Raw genomic sequence first — 17,800 nt, forward strand, 5'->3', positions numbered from 1 at the left:
GGTTTTTACAAGATGGATTTTTATTTGATGAGACATTTACGCAAGGAATATACAACAGAGCAGCGCCAATTAGATATAGCAAGAGCTGGTAAAATCGCGCTTTATATGACCAATCTCAATGTTGATTCATCGAGAATAGGAATTGGTATCCAGATCGGTGATCCCTCGACCGTTCGTTTTATTTTTCATCAAAGTGCGCCTTTGGTACGGAAATCAAATGAACAAAGAGAGGCTCAGCCATGATAGAAGATTTTGAGAAAAGGGAACATAAATCGACTAACTGGCTTTTGACTTTTTCGGACCTGGTCTGTTTAATGCTGGTTTTCTTTGTGCTCCTTTATTCTATGTCTGAAATTGACCAAACAAAATGGAAGCCAGTTGAGTCTGTCCTTCAGACAAGTGCTGACAATGAAAACAGAAAAGACTATATTCGGCCCAATCAGCAATTCAATGTTCCTAAATTACGACAAGTAGAAGGAAAGAATATTGATTATCTGGAGAAGATTTTAAAAGAACAATTTCAAAAAAGTGATATGATGATTTTCGGATATATTCAAAAATATCCAGATCGTCTTGTCCTTTCATTGCCGGATGACATTTTATTTGAGAACAACTCAGATGAAATTAAAGACTCATCAAAAAAATTGCTGTCAACACTTGTTGATACAATGATGCGTTTAGTCAACCAGATTGAGTTGATTGGTCATACAGACCCTCGGCCTATTCGTCTAGGGGCTTATGAGTCTAATTGGCATCTCTCGCTTGCAAGAGCTTTGGCGATCGAGCAACGTTTTGAAGAGTTGGGGTATAGAAAGCCTATTATTGTTCAAGGTGTTGCGGATTCTGAATATAGTTTGTTGGATCAATCGATCCCTGAGGTGAAACGTCAGCAAATGGCAAGAAAGGTTGATATTGTTATTCATGCGTCCAAAATGGCAGAATAAATTTGGAATAGTCCTCTGGATGAGTCTCATTGTTTTGATGGGCTTGAATCAACATGCTTATGCCGCTGGCACAATCAAAGGGAATGGTTTTGAGGTGTTGAATCAAGTTGCTGAAAGCCAAAATACAGATAGCTCAACAAATTATACCTTGGTGCAGGTGCGTGTAAAGCAAGATTTTGCTGAATTAAGCCTTAGTTTTAATAAGAAGCCCGTTTTTACAAGTGCTAAGATACAAGACCGTTTTATTGTTTCATTTGTTGAGCCGATCAATGTCGAGCCAGAGAAAATTCAAGATAAGTTAGAAGGCTTTGTGAAGTCTGTTTCTCTCCACAACAATGGTAAAGTTTTTGTTTTTGAGACTTATCCGCAAGTGACATTAGATTTAAGCAATTTGGGTGAAGAATTGGTTTTGACTTTTAAGAATAAGCCGGTTGAAAAAAAAGACGATCCTAAAAAAGACAATAGCTATGAAGAAAAAATTGATGATCTAAAAAGACAGGCCTTAGACATAGCCAAACAAAAAGATGCGGATACAAAGCCTCAAGCAGAGGAAGAAAAACCCAAAGAGGATCCTTTGCAGCCCTTGCTCATTCGGGTCAGAACGCAGATTAAAGACAATCTCGAAAGATTGATTTTTGAATTCCCTGAGACAGTGCCTTATGCCGTGACCTATGAAAATAGAATGGTGATGGTAGAATTTGATAAGTTTGCAAGAGCTGATTTTACTGAGCTTAAGCATACCCCGCTACGGTTGATATCTGATATTCAGCAAGGTGAAAGGGATGGTAATTTGTATGTTAGGTTTTGGACTCAGAATTTGAATCGTATTGAATCTTTTCAATCAAAAAATGCTGTTGTTGTTGATGTTTTCAATGAGCTCAGAGATTCAGAAAAGCAAAGTAAATCAGATTCGCCCATGCCACCTTTTCCAGATAAAACCTGGGAACAGCGTGATATTGAGAAGGGCGGAGATACAAAGTTATTAGATGATGAAACGCGCAATAAGGTTTTATCAGATCGTACCATTCAAAGTTCAAAACAATATTTACGTATTGATCTTGGTATACCCGCATCAATGGCAGCTTTTCAGAGAGGTGATCATGCATTTATCATCTTTGATCATGTGATTGATAAGGATTGGAAGTCGCTTATAACTGGTTCCCCAAAATTGCTTGAAAAGATAGAGCTTTTAAAAGGTGATGGTTGGTCAGGATTTTTGCTGCCAGATATGAGCCTGGTTTCTCCTGTTGTTGCGCGATCAATGACGATTTGGACGCTTGATTTTGCGCCAACGGATATTGCCAAGAAAACTCGCTTTGATTTTTATCCTGAGCCTGCTTTTGGGTTAGGGCCGCGCTTTTTGATCAAGTCTCAAGATCCATTAACGCAGATTAAACTCAAAGATCCAATTATCGGAGATGAACTGGTTGTGATCCCATCTTCAATTCCCGGAAAAGCAATTGATGAGTTCTTTAAATATCCTGAGTTTGAAATTATACCAGCCTATCAAGGCATTGTTGTGCGTTGTATTTCAGACAGTGTTGCTGTCAGAAATGTAAATGAAGGGGCAGAGGTTTCTTCTAAAAAAGGTCTGCTCATGACACAGAGTCAAGATTTACAAAATATGCCAATGAAGGATGCTAAAACTGCTGATGATAAAAATCAGTTGCCTGTTTTTGATTTCCAGAATTGGGCACATGGATCAGATAAAGAGTTTTACATATCTCATGATCAGTTATTGAAAGACATTGTTGATGCGCCTGAAGCGCAAAGAGGTCTAGAGAGGATGAATTTTGCCAGATTTTATATGGCACATGGCTATTCTCATGAAGCGCAAGCCATCTTGAGATATTTACAAGAATTTGATCCTGACATTAAAAGTCATCCAGATTTTAAAGCCTTGCTCGGTGCCTCTCTTGTTCATTCTGGAGATACGGATGAAGCATGGAAAATACTAAATGACCCAGATATTCGTGATAATGTGGAGGTCGGCCTATGGCTTGCTGCTATGACAGAAAATCCTTATTATGCATCTGAATTATTTTATAATGGAGCTATTTTGCTGGATACCTATCCAGAAATTCTAAAAATGCCATTATCTATGAAGGCATTGGAAGTGTTTTTAAAGTCAGATTCAACGCATTTGGCCGAGCTTTACTTAGAGAATATTCACAAGATTGCGCTCAATAGGCCTCAATATATGCCTGCCTATTATTTTTATAATGGGATGCTTTTACAAGCCCAAGGTAAATTTGATGAAGCAAAACAATCTTATGAAAAAAACCGACAAGGAAAAGATCGCTATTATAGAGCAATATCAAAACTCGCTTTGATTAATATTGCGATTCAGCAAAAAGAATTGACGCCAGATGAGCTGGTAGAGCAATTAGAGCAGATGTTGTTTGCTTGGCGCGATGATGAATTTGAAGTTGATGTCGCCCGCAAACTGTTTGATGCTTATGTTGCTGCAGGCAAATATCCTCAGGCTCTTTTAAAGGCGCGCGATACAATTGCACTTTTTCCCGATGAGCTTGAAGTGAAATATTTGCCAGCTAAAATGTCAGAGCTATTTGCAAATGTTTTTCTGAAGCCCGATGAATTTAAAACAACACCTGCGCAAGCATTTGTCATCTATAGCAGTTTTAGCGAGCTCACACCTCCTGGAGCGCAAGGAGATCTAATTCTCTCAAAACTAGCAGATCGGCTTGTTGAGATAGATCTGAATGAAAATGCGATCGATATTCTCCACCATTTGGTTCACTTTAGACTCATGGGTAAAGAAAAAGCAGAGGCAGGCCTTAGGCTTGCAAGTATTCAGTTGCTCACTCATCAACCTGAAAAGGCTCTTGACTCTTTATTGGCATCTGAAGCATTTGGAGGGGACGATGATTTAGCAGCCAAGCGTAGGCTAGTTAAAGTTAAGATTTTGACTGAGCTTAAGAAATATGATGAAGCATTGGCTTCAATTGAAAATGAAACATCACCAGATGCGCTTGTCTTGAAACAAGATATTGCGTGGAAGGCAAAGGATTGGAGGCGTTCAGCACAGTATCTTGGCACAATCTTACAGAATGAGAGTGCAGATGATATGGTGGTGAGTGACGAGAAAAAAGCAGAGAATCAAGAAGCTGCACAAGTGATTTTAAGACGTGCACTTGCTTTATCGATGTTAAATGACGCTGTTGGCCTTGCGCAGATGCGTGATGAATATAAAGGATTTATGGATAAAGTGGGCCAGGGAGAGATCTTTAATATGGTCACGAGACTGCGCGATTATGAGCAGGCAAAAGGCGCAACGGATGCCAAAAATCGTATTTCTGAAGTGGATCTTTTTGACCAGGTTCTGAAAAAATACAAGAGTAAATCCTCGGCTAGCCAGTGATCAGATTAAGAGTTCTGCATGATAAAGGTATAAATGTATTTTCTCCTTGCATTTTGTGATGGAATCTCCAAAATGCAGAGATCAATACTGCTTTTATAAAGGAAAAACACATGGCGGATATTTTTAAAGTTTATCATACAGTCCCAAGAACGCAAGACATTGCACAGCCGCGAGCGGTGGTCGAAAATGATATAAGTCGTCGTGTGCAAGATGATGATTGTGCCCAAGGAAATGCTGGTATGCCTTTATATGAAAGAGAGGTACAGAAAGAATTGTTACCTGTAGAGCCCTTGCCATATATCTCAGAATCAGGAAAACTATCTGTTTGCTGGAAAAATTTGGATGCGACCTTAGAGAAAATTGCCCAGTTTCACAATTTACGAGAGTTGTCTCTTTCAAACATGAACGATGAAAAAATGAAAGAATTTGCTGAGAACTTTCAGATGGTTTCAAGTCTTGTGACGCTGGATTTTGGCTATGGATGCCGAATTGGTGATGAAGGTGCAAAGGTGCTTGCTGACCTTTTTAGGGAAAATCCTAACTTGAGAATCTTGAATCTTTACAATAATCAAATAGGGAATGAGGGGGCAAAGGCGCTGGCTGATCTACTTGAAACCAATACAAGTCTTTCAGTGCTTAATCTTGGCCGTAACCAGATTAGAGATGCGGGCGCAAAGGCGTTTGCGTGCGCTCTTGAGGTGAACAAAGGGTTGACAGAGATTGAATTTTCTCACAATGATATTAGCGCTGTAGGTGCACAAGCACTTGTGGATGCTCTTAAAATAAACAGAACGCTCAGAGTGCTTTATTTTTTCTATGGACCGCCAGCGCCTTTCGTGATAACGCGCGGCACGTAAACTGATGGAAGAGTTTGGAATATGGAGTCACCCTGAACTCACAACTCGTCATACCTGCTTCCTTTTGTCATCGCCCGCCTCCTACCTCTGTCATCCCCGCGTAGGTGTACAGACCGGAGACATGGGTAACGAATGTGCGGGGATCAGAAAGGTAGAAGCGGGGATGACAAGTGGTGGTCGCGGGGATGATAAGAGAGAGCGCGGTAGAAATCTCATCTGTGATGTTAGAAAAATCGTTACCCAGAGAGGATCTGAGTAACGGTTTATAGCCCATCTCGTCTTTAGTAATGCTTGTTCATAAGTCTCATGCTTGAATCAGGCGCAATATCTTTTAGATTGCTCATGAGAAAACATATATCGCCTTCACTCAAGTTGAGTCCCAACATAATGTCTGCTAACCATTCAGGTTGAATGCCTTGGTGGATCTGTTCTTTGCTTTCATAATAGCCAATGTTTTTGTTTTTTAATCCTGGTAGCAGGTCGAGGATGAGTTGGTCTGAATATCGTCTGGTGCTTGAATTGCCAGGTTCTTGAGTGCGATATATTGGTTGTATAGATGCGGTTCTATTGCCTGTGTGTATGAATCCGTAAGTCATTGTATCTCCTTCTAAATGATGGTTACTCCAAATGCACGATTGTGCTTTGTCAAGTTAGGGTATGATTTACTCAGTGTCAATAGGAAATGAGGGGAGGGTGGCAATTTGCGTCATTCAGAGTCGTCCCTTTAAGGGACGACGTGGAATCTCAGCAGGCTAAACAACCTAATACAATGCCTATGATGTATAGAAGAGGCTCCACGCCCTCCTGAATGGAGAGCTCTGAATGACGGTATGGGCAACATACACACTCGTCATTGCGAGGAGCGGCAGCGACGTGGCAATCTCTTTGTGTTAGTTTTTGATAAGATTGCCACACTCGTTTCACTCGTTCGCAATGACGATTTTTGTTACTTTATCATAGGTGTCCATATATGACGTTATTAAACCGAACTTTCTGTTAACTTGTCTCAATTTATGAGAGGCTGCATAACAAAAAAGGCGTACGACAGTCTTGCCATACGCCCTTTCGTCTTTAGGATCTCTCTGTGATTAAGCGGCTGCGTCTTCTGTTGTTGCTTCATCATCATCGCCTGGGCCTGTGACCATTGTATTGTCAACAACACCTGCATTATCACGAATGCGGCGTTCCATTTCATCCATAATGGTTGGATTATCACGTAAATATTGTTTCGCGTTTTCACGACCCTGGCCGATGCGGTCCCCATTAAAGGAATACCATGCGCCAGATTTTTCAACAACATTGGCTTTAACGCCTAAGTCTAGAATCTCACCTGTTTTACTAACGCCTTCACCATACATAATGTCGAACTCCACAACGCGGAAAGGAGGAGCAAGTTTGTTTTTTACAACTTTCACACGGGTTTGGTTTCCAACAATTTCTTCCTTGTCTTTGACAGCGCCAATACGGCGGATATCAAGGCGAACAGAAGCATAGAATTTCAGAGCATTACCGCCCGTTGTTGTTTCAGGGTTTCCGAACATCACTCCAATTTTTGAACGGATTTGGTTGATGAAGATCACAAGGCAGTTTGATTTTGAGACTGAGCTTGTGAGTTTACGTAAGGCTTGGCTCATAAGGCGTGCTTGCAAGCCCATGTGTGAATCACCCATTTCGCCTTCTAATTCAGCGCGCGGAACAAGAGCGGCAACTGAGTCAACGACCAGAACATCAATTGCGCCTGAGCGAACCAATGTGTCTGTGATTTCAAGAGCTTGTTCACCAGCATCGGGCTGTGAAATGAGAAGTTCATCAATATTCACGCCAAGCTTTTTTGCATATGAGGGGTCAAGCGCATGCTCAGCATCAACAAAGGCGCAAGATCCGCCTGTTTTTTGAGCCTCTGCAATACAATGAAGAGCGAGTGTTGTTTTACCAGAGCTTTCAGGGCCATAAATTTCAACAATTCTACCCTTTGGAAGTCCGCCAATGCCTAAAGCTAAATCGAGGCTGAGTGAACCTGTTGAAATGGATTCGATGTCTTGTTTGAGCCCATCACCACCGAGTTTCATGATTGAGCCTTTACCAAAGGCGCGTTCAATCTGCCCTAAGGCTGCTTCGAGTGCTTTTTTCTTGTCTGTTGACACAACTTCCTTTTTTTTCTCTGCCATTTATATCCCCTATTGATTGAGTGAAAATTGTTCGTGTTTTTTAGTTGTAACATAATCTTTCGAGAAGGAAAGTCTTTTTTCTTCAAAAATGTACATTATTTTTCTGCCTTGTTTTTATCTGAGGGTTTCTCTTTTGTTTCGGCCTTCAATCGATGATATTCCCCTAGGACATTCTTGACTTTTTCAGCCAATTGTTTGAGCGTGAATGGTTTTGGCAGAAAATTAATTTCATCCATTGTTTCAAATTGATCCTGAAAGCGATCTTCAGCATATCCAGAGATGAAAATGAATTTTAAATCAGGGCGAATTTTTGAAACATGTCGGTAAAGTGTTGGCCCATCGATGTTTGGCATGACAACATCTGAAATAAGCAAGTCAATCCTGTCCTTATTTTCCTCAAGGATAGAAAGAGCCATTTCACCATTACAGGCTTCAATCACTTCGTATCCCTTATTTTTCAGAGCGCGTGAGCTGAAAAGGCGCACAGGATCTTCATCTTCTACAAGTAGAATCGTTTCGCCACCTGTGAGATCGTAGATTTTCTTTTCTTTTTCAACAGGCGGGGCAGGAACTTTTTTAGGATCTTGAGCCGTATAAGGCAGGTAGATGATGAATTGGGAGCCTTTGCCGATCTCAGATTCAACACGAACATAGCCTTTACTTTGACGGATGATACCGTAAACTGTTGAAAGCCCGAGGCCTGTTCCAGCGCCGACTTCTTTCGTTGAGAAGAAAGGATCAAAAATGAGCTCAATGTTTTCTTTTGAGATGCCTGAGCCATTGTCAATGACTTCAATACAGACATATTCACCCGATGGAATATCATCAGGTTTGATTTTGAGTGTTTTTTTCAGGAGTACATGAGAAGTTCGGATATCAAGAATACCACCGCCTTTCATCGCATCTCTTGCATTTACAGCCAAGTTGATAATGACCTGCTCAAGCTGCCCTTGGTCAACTTTGACAAGACCAAGATCTCGGCCATGGTACATATTGAGCTGAATTTGTTCACCAATAAGCCTTGAGAGAAGGTTAGAGAGGTCAGCCAGGACTTCAGTGACATTCATCATGCGCGGTTTCAATGTTTGCTTGCGGGAGAAAGCGAGGAGCTGTTTCACCAGATTCGCGCCGCGATTGGCATTTTGTTTGATTTGCATCAGGTCAGCAAAGGAAGGATCCCCTGGCTTATGTCGATTTAAAAGGAGATCACAAAAGCCAATCATGGCTGTAAGAAGATTGTTGAAATCGTGCGCAACGCCTCCAGCCAATTGTCCGATTGCCTGGATTTTTTGGGATTGTGCAAATTGAACTTCTAGATTCTTTTGCTCTGTGTGGTCAATAATGTGGAAAATAATCACATTATCATGCACATCGCCGAGATCAAGGCATTTTGCAAAGAGCTGAATATTTCGGACTTCGCCTTCTAGCTCAAGCTCAATCGGATAGAGGGCTTCTTCTCCTTTGAGCGTCATATTCATTTTTTCAGTTAAAAGAGCTCTGTCTTTTTCTTTAAAGAGTTCGATAAAATTTTCTTTTAGGAGATTCTCTTTCTTGATTTGAACGATACTCGCAAAGGCTTTATTGCACTCATCAATTTCACCTTGCCTATTCACAAGAGCAATACCATTCGGCGCAGACTGAAAGAAATATTCAAAGCGTTGATGAGATTGTCTTAAAGCTTGCTGCCATTCTTGTTCAGGTGTTAAATCCCTCACGATAGAGCGCGTTTTAATGACAGTTCCCTTGTCATCTCGGACAAGAGTTTGATTGATCGAAGCTCTGAAGACCTTGCCATTTCGGCTTTTCATGACCACTTGCCCTTGCTGGTAATTTTCATTCCCTTTTGTGAAGGTGTAGGGCGCATGAGCTGTGTAATCATCAACAAAGAAATCATGCAATTTCAATTCTGAATTGATCATTTGTTCAGGTTCACAATCGAGCCATTTTGCAAGGGTTTCATTGATAAAGAGGAAGTGTCCTTCACCATTGACGGCATAAAAACCAACAGGTGCATGGTTAAGATAGTCAGATAATTTTGTTTGCTCTTCTTGAATTTTTGTTTGAATTTTTTTGCGCTTGGTGATGTCTTCAATTCGCCATTGGCTTGTTTTGTAATGTTCCCACACTGGCATCGCTTTAATATGAAGCCATCTTTTTTCATCTGCTGAATTGTAGAAGAAGAGCTCTTCCTCGGAGGCTTCGCCTTTCGCGGTTTTGCTGAGTAATTGAGCAAATTGTTCAGCCATTTGTGGATCATGATCAAAAAGAGAAGCAAGATGAGACAAAGATATGTTTGATTCAAACTCGAATAATTTTTTAAAGGCCTCGTTTACATAGATTGTGTGCCCTTTTTCATCAGCGATCAAACGTCCTGCTGGCGCAAATTCGAAGGCTTCGCGCAAAAGTGTGTGGTGTCGTTTCAAATCTTGACTCGCCATATCAATGCGGCAAATCACAAAAATAGCAACAGCAAGCAAAAAGATAATGTATGAAATGGGTAGCCAGAGTGAATAGTTGAAAAGATCCATAAAGCTTGCGGTAAGACCAATTGCAGAAAGAAGAGCAAAGGTCATAACGCCGTAAGTAGCTGTTTTGCTAATGGCTTGACCAGAGAGGTCGAATTCACCTAGGCGCCAATTTGACATGAGCTGACGAAAATAAAGTTTTGAAAAGCGATTTCTGAATGTTTTTAATTGAACTTGCATATTATACCTCTGATTCTGTTCTTTTGAAGATGAGAATCGTCTTATAAAGATTTTTGCATACTAAAGTTTTTTAGACTGAATTAATAATATTAAAGTTCTTGGTTCGCCACTTGTCATTCCCGCGAAGGCGGGAATCCAGTTTAATCAATCAGTTGTATCTTTATTGAGAGATCTTCTGGATGCCCGCCTTCGCGGGCATGACAAGGAGGGCATAACTTTATTATGCATACGTCTTATACATATCAACTGATTTTTACAAAATCCTCAAGAGGTCTTTTGCAGTTTCGTGAAAAAAAGTGGTTGGTGAGTTGAGAGCGTTTTTTTTATTCCCGTCATTCAGAGCCACCCCTCATAAGGGGTGGCGTGGAATCTCAGAATATAAAAAACTTAGTGCAATTCTAATTGATAAATTGCAGAGACTCCACGGGCTCTTTTGAGAGCCCTCTGAGTGACGGTTTTGGTTAGCATAGCTTTTTAATACTTATCTCCTAAAAAAAGAGCCGATTGCTCGGCTCTTTTCGTTTCATTATTCACTGTCTTCTGCAGGAAAGACGCCAAGCTTTGACATCACTTCATCAGGGAAAAGCTCTTCGCAATCGCTGTCTTCGTCCCAGTTTGGGCCGATGAGCAGATCTTGTTCTTCTTCAAAATCAGAAAGAAGGGCGAGTAAGTCTTCAAGTTCAATCTCTTTCACTTCAAAATCTTCAGCAAAAAGATGGGCTTGCTTTGTGTAAGATTGTGACCACACAGGTAAAACGCGGAAAGGAATTTCACCTTCGTCAGCTTCATCATTGGCTTCTTCAAGATCGTCAGCGTCTAGATCGTCTAACGCTTCAGGGTCGATATCTTCAATGTCGCTGCTATCATATGCATATTCATTCGATGGAACGAGAACAAGATGCTCTCCATCAGCTAAAACATAAACTTTTTTGCTTGAAATAACGTCTTTAAAAAACTGATCAACAGGAGAATTTTCTACTTTAATATCCATATCATATACCTCATCTTTGGAAATTTAGTCTGCATTTAAACACTTCTGATCCTCTTTGTCAAAAGATAATGAAAAAAAATCCCACAAGCAATGCTTGAGTGTGGTATAAAGAAAGTAAGGGGAGAGGTACGCCTACTTCATCAGATCTTTAAACAGAAACTGGAATGAGGCACGATATTTTTCTGGTAGGGGCGATTTATTTGTTAGCCAATCATAAATATCTGTATCGCTTTCTTCTAGAAAAGTTTCATAAAGGCTGAGTTGATCCTCTGTGAGTGTTTCGAGATATTGCATTGCAAAACGTGTTAAAAGAATGTCCATCTCTTTGGTGCCTCTGTGTCCTGAGCGAAAAGAGAGCTTGCGTCGTTTAAAATCGAGCGTGTTTATGATTGAGTGACCCATTTTTATCCTTTTTGTTAAATCTCAATCTGGCATGATTTTTGAATGGAGGCAATGAAAATGTCGGTTTCAAGCAAGAGTTTTTCAGGCTATTCATCAAATTTTAATTTTTTTACTTTGTCATTAACAAAACTGTTGACGATTTATTTTGGTTCTGGTAAATTGAGAACACTTAAGACGGAATGATAGGTCTCAATGACCAAGAAATCCCTGATTAAGATTTGAATGAAGTAAATCTTTTTTAAAGAACTAGACGTATTTTTAGGCATGACAAACGATTTTCCAGTGTTGTTTGTTGTGTAAAGGTCTCCAGTACCTTATTTTATTCCCACGAAACGGTCGCTTTTGCGGCCGTTTTATTTTTGTCTCAACTCTTGTGTCTTCAGAGATTGATGCATGTCAAGATAATCGTCACTCAGAGGGCCTTTCGTCGTGGCCTTGGCGAAGACGGAATGCCAGTGGAGTCTCGCAATGTTTCAACAATAATTGCTTTTAATTTCTTGATTTATGAGATTCCACGCCTCCCCTTAAGGGGTCGGCTCTGAATGACGGCTTTCAATATTGCTACTTAAACTCGAATGTCTTCGTCTCTCAAAACATATTAAAGAAACTTTAATGGAATTCATGGATAGTATTAGAAAATAATATCCATAATCTGAGAGATGAGGTAACGAAAATGGAAAAAGAAGTTGTGATTGCAGGCTATGTAAGAAGTCCATTTACATTGGCAAACAAAGGTGCTTTGAAAAAGATGCGCCCTGATGAGATGGCAGCGCAAGTCGTTCGAGGACTCGTTGACAAAACAGGTGTTCAGCCAGATGATATTGAAGACCTCATTATGGGTTGTGCTTTTCCGGAAGCAGAACAAGGATTCAACGTTGCAAGGCTTGTTGTGTTACTCGCAGGTCTGCCAATTAGCATTGCAGGTACAACAGTGAATCGCTTTTGTGGATCAAGCATGCAGTCTATCCATATGGCAGCTGGGAATATTCAAATGGGTGCTGGTGAGGTTTTCATTTGTGCAGGCATTGAATCGATGTCTCGCGTGCCAATGACAGGTTTTAACCCGATGCCAAGTCCGTTGCTTCTTGAAAAAATGCCTCAGGCCTATATTGCGATGGGTCTTACAGCTGAAAATGTGGCGCGTGAATATCAAATCTCACGTAAAAAGCAAGAAGAGCTCGCTGTTATCTCTCATCAAAGAGCAACAAAAGCGCGCGATGAAGGCAAGTTTAAAGATGAAATTATTGCAATCCAAATGGGTAAAGAGCTTGTGTCTGAAGATGGCTGTATCCGTCCTGAAACAACAGCTGAAAGCATTGCAGAGTTAAAACCGGTCTTTGATCAGAATGGGAGCGTAACAGCAGCGACTTCCTCTCCTTTGACAGATGGCGCATCGGCCACACTTGTGACAACACTTGAGTATGCAAAAAAGCATAAATTGCCAATTTTGGCGAAGATCAAATCGATTGCTGTTGCTGGCTGTAAGCCTGAAACAATGGGTCTTGGTCCTGTGTTTGCAACAAAAAAAGCGCTCAAGCGCGCAGGACTTGAAGTGAAAGATCTGGATGTGATTGAATTGAACGAAGCTTTTTCATCACAAGCTTTGGCTTGCATTCAAGACTTGGGTCTTGATTTAAAGAAAATCAATATTGATGGCGGTGCTCTAGCGCTTGGCCATCCGTTAGGGGCAACCGGTGCAAGAATTACAGGTAAAGCAGCGCAGCTCTTGAAAAGAGAAGGCGGAAAATATGCTTTAGCAACCCAATGTATTGGGGGCGGGCAAGGGATTGCAACAATACTTGAATCAATTTAGGGTGGTTACTCATGAGCAATAAAGAATCAACGATTCAAAAAGTAGCCGTGATTGGCTCTGGCGTGATGGGGAGCGGAATCGCTGCTCAAATCGCAAATGCTGGATTTGATGTGATCTTGATGGATATTGTGCCACAAGGGGCAGAAGATCGCTCAATGCTTGCTAAAAAGGCGATTCAGAAATTGCTGAAAGATAAGCCAGCGGCCTTTATGCATCCGCGCTTTGCTGATCGCGTTCAACCAGCAAATCTTGAAGATGACATGTCATTGCTTGGTGAGGCTGATTGGATTATTGAGGTTGTGATTGAAAAGAAAGAGATCAAACGTGATCTCTATAAAAAGATTGATGCCGTGCGCAAAAAAGGATCGATTGTGTCATCAAACACATCAACGATCCCAGTTCATTCTTTGGTGGAAGGCTTTCCTGAATCATTCCAGCAAGATTTTTTGATCACACACTTTTTCAATCCGCCGCGCTATATGCGTTTGATTGAGATTGTTGTGGGTTCGAAAACAAACAAAGCTCAGCAAAAACGCGTCACGGATTTTGTTGATTATCATTTAGGAAAAGGCGTTGCCTTGTGCAAAGATTCACCAGCCTTTATTGCGAACCGCATTGGGATCTATTGGATTCAATGTGCTTTTAATGGCGCTGTTGATCAAGGATTGACCGTTGAAGAAGCAGATGCTGTGATGAGCAGACCTTTTGGCTTCCCGAAAACAGGTGTTTTTGGTCTTGCTGATTTGGTGGGGCTTGATTTGATGCCACATTTGGCGATGTCTTTAAAAGACTCTCTTCCGGCGAGCGATGCTTACAATAAGCTCTATCGTCCTTGGCCGCTTTTAGACAAGATGATCAAAGATGGTTATACGGGGCGTAAAGGAAAGGGCGGTTTTTATCGTCTGGATCCTGAATCAACAGGCGATAAAAAAGTTAAACAATCGATCAATCTGAAGACTGGAACCTATCAGAATTCTGAAAAGGCATCGTTGCCTTCGACAGATCTTGCGAAAAAAAATCTGGCAGCTTTTTTGGATGCGCCAGATAAAGCTGGGCTCTTTGCCCGTAAAGCCTTTTTAGCCATTGCTCATTATGTGCTCGAGATCGCCTCACAAGTGGCAGATGATCTCTTCACAATCGATGAAGCCATGAAAATGGGTTACAATTGGAAATATGGACCCTTTGAGTTGATGAATCGTGTTAGCTCGGCTTGGCTTAAGGCCGCTCTTGCAAAGGATGGTTATGCTGTGCCTGCATTGCTTGAAGCTGTTGGTAGCGGTTCATTCTACAAGATTGACAATAATCAGCGCATGATTTTTGATGGAAAGTCAGGATATAGACCGCTCAAGCGTGCTGAGAATGTCATTCTGCTTGAAGATTTAAAACTCACTCAAAAACCAGTGAAGAAAAATGCATCAGCGGCGCTCTGGGATATTGGCGATGGCGTTCTTTGTTTCGAATTCCAATCCAAAATGAATTCTGTTGATGACCAGATCCTAGGTCTTTTGCTTGAGACAATATCGCTGATCAAAAACACAGACTCATACAAGGCTCTGGTTGTTTATAACGAGGCTGAGCAATTCTCTGTGGGCGTGAATCTGGGCATGGTCATGTTCTTGCTGAACTTAGGCCTATGGACTCAAGCTGAATCAGCCGTTGAGCAAGGTCAGATGACTTATGAAAAATTGAAATATGCACCATTCCCTGTTGTGGGGGCACCTTCAGGCATGGCTTTGGGTGGTGGGTGTGAGATTCTGCTCCATTGTGATGCTGTTTGCGCTCATGCAGAAAGTTACATTGGTTTGGTTGAGGCAGGTGTTGGGGTGATTCCTGGCTGGGGCGGTTGTAAAGAACTCCTGCGCCGTTGGGATGAGGATAAAAAATCACCAAGAGGCCCGATGCCAAAAGTGATGAAAGCTTTTGAAACCATTTCGATGGCAAAGGTTTCAACATCAGCAGCAGAAGCTTATGATTTGAAGTTCCTGCGCAGAGGTATTGATGAGATCGTAATGAATAGAGATCGTTTGCTTTCTACAGCGAAAGAAAAAGCTTTGTCAATGGTTGCAGATTATCAAGCGCCTGAAAAGCACATATTCTCAATGCCAGGAGCGAGCGGTAAAGCGGCAATCCAAATGGCGATTGATGGCTTTAAAAAGCAGGGTATTGTTTTGCCTCATGATGAAGTTGTGCTTGATCGCCTCGCAAATGTTTTAACAGGCGGTTCATTTGATATGACCGATCCGTGCCCTGAAGAAGAGATTCTGAAATTGGAAATTGCGAATATTGTGCCGCTCTTTAAAACAGAAGGCACAATGGCTCGTATTGAACATATGCTCACCACAGGAAAACCACTCCGTAATTAATGAAAAGAGGTTCCCATGCCCATTTATAAAGCGCCTATCGATGATTATAAGTTTATTTTCAAAGATGTTTTTAGTGCTGAATCGATTCTGACTTTGCCGGATTATCAAGAATTTTCAATGGATCTTCTAGAGCAGGTTCTTGAAGAGGCTGCAAAATTCTGTGAGAATGAGATTCAACCTTTGAACCTTTTTGGTGATGAAGAGGGCTGTCATTTTGAAAATGGAACTGTGAGAACGCCAAAAGGCTTTAAAGAAGCCTATAAGATCTTTTCTGAATCAGGCTGGGCATCACTTTCTTGTGATCCTGAATATGGTGGACAAGGTCTTCCGCACTTTATGAACTTTACCTTGCAAGAAATGATTTGCGCTGCGAATATTTCTTTCGGGATGTATCCTGGTCTTTCACACGGTGCTTACGATGCGTTATTGCAGCATGGAACGGAAGAGCTCAAAAAACAATATTTACCAAAGCTTATCTCAGGTGTTTGGTCAGGCACGATGTGTTTAACAGAGCCGCAGTGCGGAACGGATCTTGGGCTGATTAAAACAAAAGCTGTTCCTCAAAATGATGGTTCATACAAAATTACAGGAACAAAGATCTTCATCAGTGCTGGTGAACATGATCTTACAGAAAATATTTTGCACCTTGTGCTCGCGCGCTTGCCAAATGCGCCTGAAGGGATTAAGGGGATCAGTCTCTTTTTAGCACCTAAGTATTTGCTGAAGGAAGACGGAACGCCTGGGCTTAAAAATCATGTTCAGTGCGGATCGATTGAACATAAAATGGGGATTAGGGCATCAGCGACTTGCGTGATGAACTTTGATGATGCAATAGGATATTTGATTGGTCAGCCACACAAAGGAATGAAAGCAATGTTCACCATGATGAATGCTGCGCGTCTGGCTGTTGGTATGCAAGGGCTTGGTCTTGCTGATGTGAGTTATCAAAATGCGGTGATCTATGCAAAAGATCGTTTGCAGATGCGTTCACTCAAGGGAGCTGTTTTTCCAGATAAGCCAGCGGATCCGATCATTGTGCATCCGGATGTGCGTCGTAATTTGCTCACCATTAAGGCATTTGTTGAAGGGGCAAGAGCCTTGGCTTGCATGGTTGGGATGAAGATTGATGAGTCGATCAAACACCCTGATCCGAAAACACGTGAAGCTGCGGATGATTTGGTTGCGCTTTTGATTCCGATTATTAAAGGCTTTTTGACCGATTACGGATTTTTGTCAACGAACCTGGGTGTTCAGGTCTTTGGTGGCTATGGCTATATTCATGAATATGGGATGGAGCAATTTGTGAGAGATGCGCGTATTTCACAAATTTATGAAGGAACAAACGGTATTCAAGCACTTGATCTTGTGGGCCGGAAATTGTCTCAAGGCGCAGGACGGTTGCTGCGTCGGTTCTTCCATCCGCTTCAAGCTGATTTAGAGAGATGGCAGGAAATACCTGAGCTGGTTGAGCTCATGATGCCATTGGTAAAAGCGCTTGGGAAGTTGCAACAGGCGACAATTCAGATTGCGCAAAAAGGCATGGCAAATCCGGATGAAGCAGGAGCCGCTGCTTCTGATTATTTGCATCTGTTTGGGTTTGTTGCGATTGGCTATATGTGGATGAAGATGGCTGAAGCCGCTGTGGAAGGACTGAAAAAGGGCGATGCAACTGGCCAAAAGGCTTTTTATGAGACAAAGATCAAGACCGCGCGCTTTTTTATGGAGCGCATGATGCCAGAGACAAATTCTCTGTTTGCGAAGATTATGTCTGGTGCAAAACCACTGATGGATTTTGATGCCACTGAGTTTTGATAACAAGTACTTTGACTGCAAGGATTAGAGAATCGTCATTCAGAGCCACACCATAAAGGTGTGGCGTGGAATCTCATCAACTCAAAATTGAGTGCAATGTTTGTTGTTATATGGCAGAGACTCCACGCCCTCCTGAAGGAGGGCTCTGAGTGACGCTTTTTCTGTGAAATTGTGTGTATATCTCTCATGCTGAATTTATTATCGCATCTCATTTCCCATATTCCTTTTTCATCCCTGCGAAGGTGTACAGACCGGAGACATGGGTAACGAATGTGCGGGGACATAGGTAACACTTTTTCGATTATAACTTAGAGTATAAATTTACGGGAGTGTATTTTTCCATCTGATCTAAATCTATTGCTC

General features: G+C 41.5%; 12 protein-coding genes. 7 read left to right on the forward strand and 5 right to left on the reverse strand.

The window, feature by feature from the left end:
* The 4 genes from KBF71_07065 to KBF71_07080 all read left to right on the forward strand — a co-directional run.
* On the forward strand, nucleotides 1–243 hold a 243-nt coding region (locus KBF71_07065; protein MBP9878069.1), incomplete at its 5' end, for a hypothetical protein.
* Complete coding sequence (locus tag KBF71_07070) at nucleotides 240–944, forward strand: OmpA family protein (GenBank protein ID MBP9878070.1); 705 nt, start codon at nucleotides 240–242, stop codon at nucleotides 942–944. The genes KBF71_07065 and KBF71_07070, both read left to right, overlap by 4 nt.
* A 19-nt stretch (nucleotides 945–963) precedes the next feature.
* A complete protein-coding gene (locus KBF71_07075; protein ID MBP9878071.1) occupies nucleotides 964–4,326 on the forward strand; it encodes a hypothetical protein in 3,363 nt (1,120 codons plus the stop codon).
* 110 nt (nucleotides 4,327–4,436) lie between these two features.
* Nucleotides 4,437–5,183, forward strand: coding sequence for a hypothetical protein (locus tag KBF71_07080; GenBank protein ID MBP9878072.1), 747 nt, complete (start codon nucleotides 4,437–4,439; stop codon nucleotides 5,181–5,183).
* Nucleotides 5,184–5,464: 281 nt separating this feature from the next.
* Here the strand turns inward: KBF71_07080 and KBF71_07085 are convergent, their stop codons facing one another.
* The 5 genes from KBF71_07085 to KBF71_07105 form a co-directional block, all read right to left on the reverse strand.
* Nucleotides 5,465–5,779, reverse strand: coding sequence for a hypothetical protein (locus KBF71_07085; GenBank protein ID MBP9878073.1), 315 nt, complete (start codon nucleotides 5,777–5,779; stop codon nucleotides 5,465–5,467).
* 492 nt (nucleotides 5,780–6,271) lie between these two features.
* Entirely contained in the window at nucleotides 6,272–7,351 is a 1,080-nt protein-coding gene (gene recA / locus KBF71_07090) for a recombinase RecA (protein MBP9878074.1), read from the reverse strand.
* A gap of 95 nt (nucleotides 7,352–7,446) precedes the next feature.
* Complete coding sequence (locus KBF71_07095; protein MBP9878075.1) at nucleotides 7,447–10,056, reverse strand: PAS domain S-box protein; 2,610 nt, start codon at nucleotides 10,054–10,056, stop codon at nucleotides 7,447–7,449.
* A 526-nt stretch (nucleotides 10,057–10,582) separates the two neighbouring features.
* Nucleotides 10,583–11,047: a DUF2750 domain-containing protein gene (locus KBF71_07100; GenBank protein ID MBP9878076.1), complete on the reverse strand. Its 465-nt coding sequence runs from the start codon at nucleotides 11,045–11,047 to the stop codon at nucleotides 10,583–10,585.
* A 132-nt stretch (nucleotides 11,048–11,179) separates the two neighbouring features.
* Nucleotides 11,180–11,449: a succinate dehydrogenase assembly factor 2 gene (locus KBF71_07105; GenBank protein MBP9878077.1), complete on the reverse strand. Its 270-nt coding sequence runs from the start codon at nucleotides 11,447–11,449 to the stop codon at nucleotides 11,180–11,182.
* A gap of 673 nt (nucleotides 11,450–12,122) precedes the next feature.
* Here KBF71_07105 and KBF71_07110 point away from each other — a divergent pair.
* From KBF71_07110 to KBF71_07120, 3 genes are read left to right on the forward strand one after another with little or no spacing between them, the layout of a single operon-like run.
* On the forward strand, nucleotides 12,123–13,262 hold the full coding sequence (locus KBF71_07110; GenBank protein ID MBP9878078.1) for a thiolase family protein: 1,140 nt from the start codon (nucleotides 12,123–12,125) through the stop codon (nucleotides 13,260–13,262).
* A gap of 11 nt (nucleotides 13,263–13,273) precedes the next feature.
* Complete coding sequence (locus KBF71_07115) at nucleotides 13,274–15,625, forward strand: 3-hydroxyacyl-CoA dehydrogenase/enoyl-CoA hydratase family protein (protein ID MBP9878079.1); 2,352 nt, start codon at nucleotides 13,274–13,276, stop codon at nucleotides 15,623–15,625.
* Nucleotides 15,626–15,640: 15 nt separating this feature from the next.
* The gene (locus KBF71_07120) at nucleotides 15,641–17,437 is read left to right on the forward strand and encodes an acyl-CoA dehydrogenase C-terminal domain-containing protein (GenBank protein ID MBP9878080.1); all 1,797 of its coding nucleotides are present in this window, start codon (nucleotides 15,641–15,643) and stop codon (nucleotides 17,435–17,437) included.
* The last annotated feature ends 363 nt before the right edge of the window (nucleotides 17,438–17,800 follow it).

Source organism: Alphaproteobacteria bacterium, from assembly GCA_018063245.1.
Lineage (GTDB): Bacteria > Pseudomonadota > Alphaproteobacteria > JAGPBS01 > JAGPBS01 > JAGPBS01.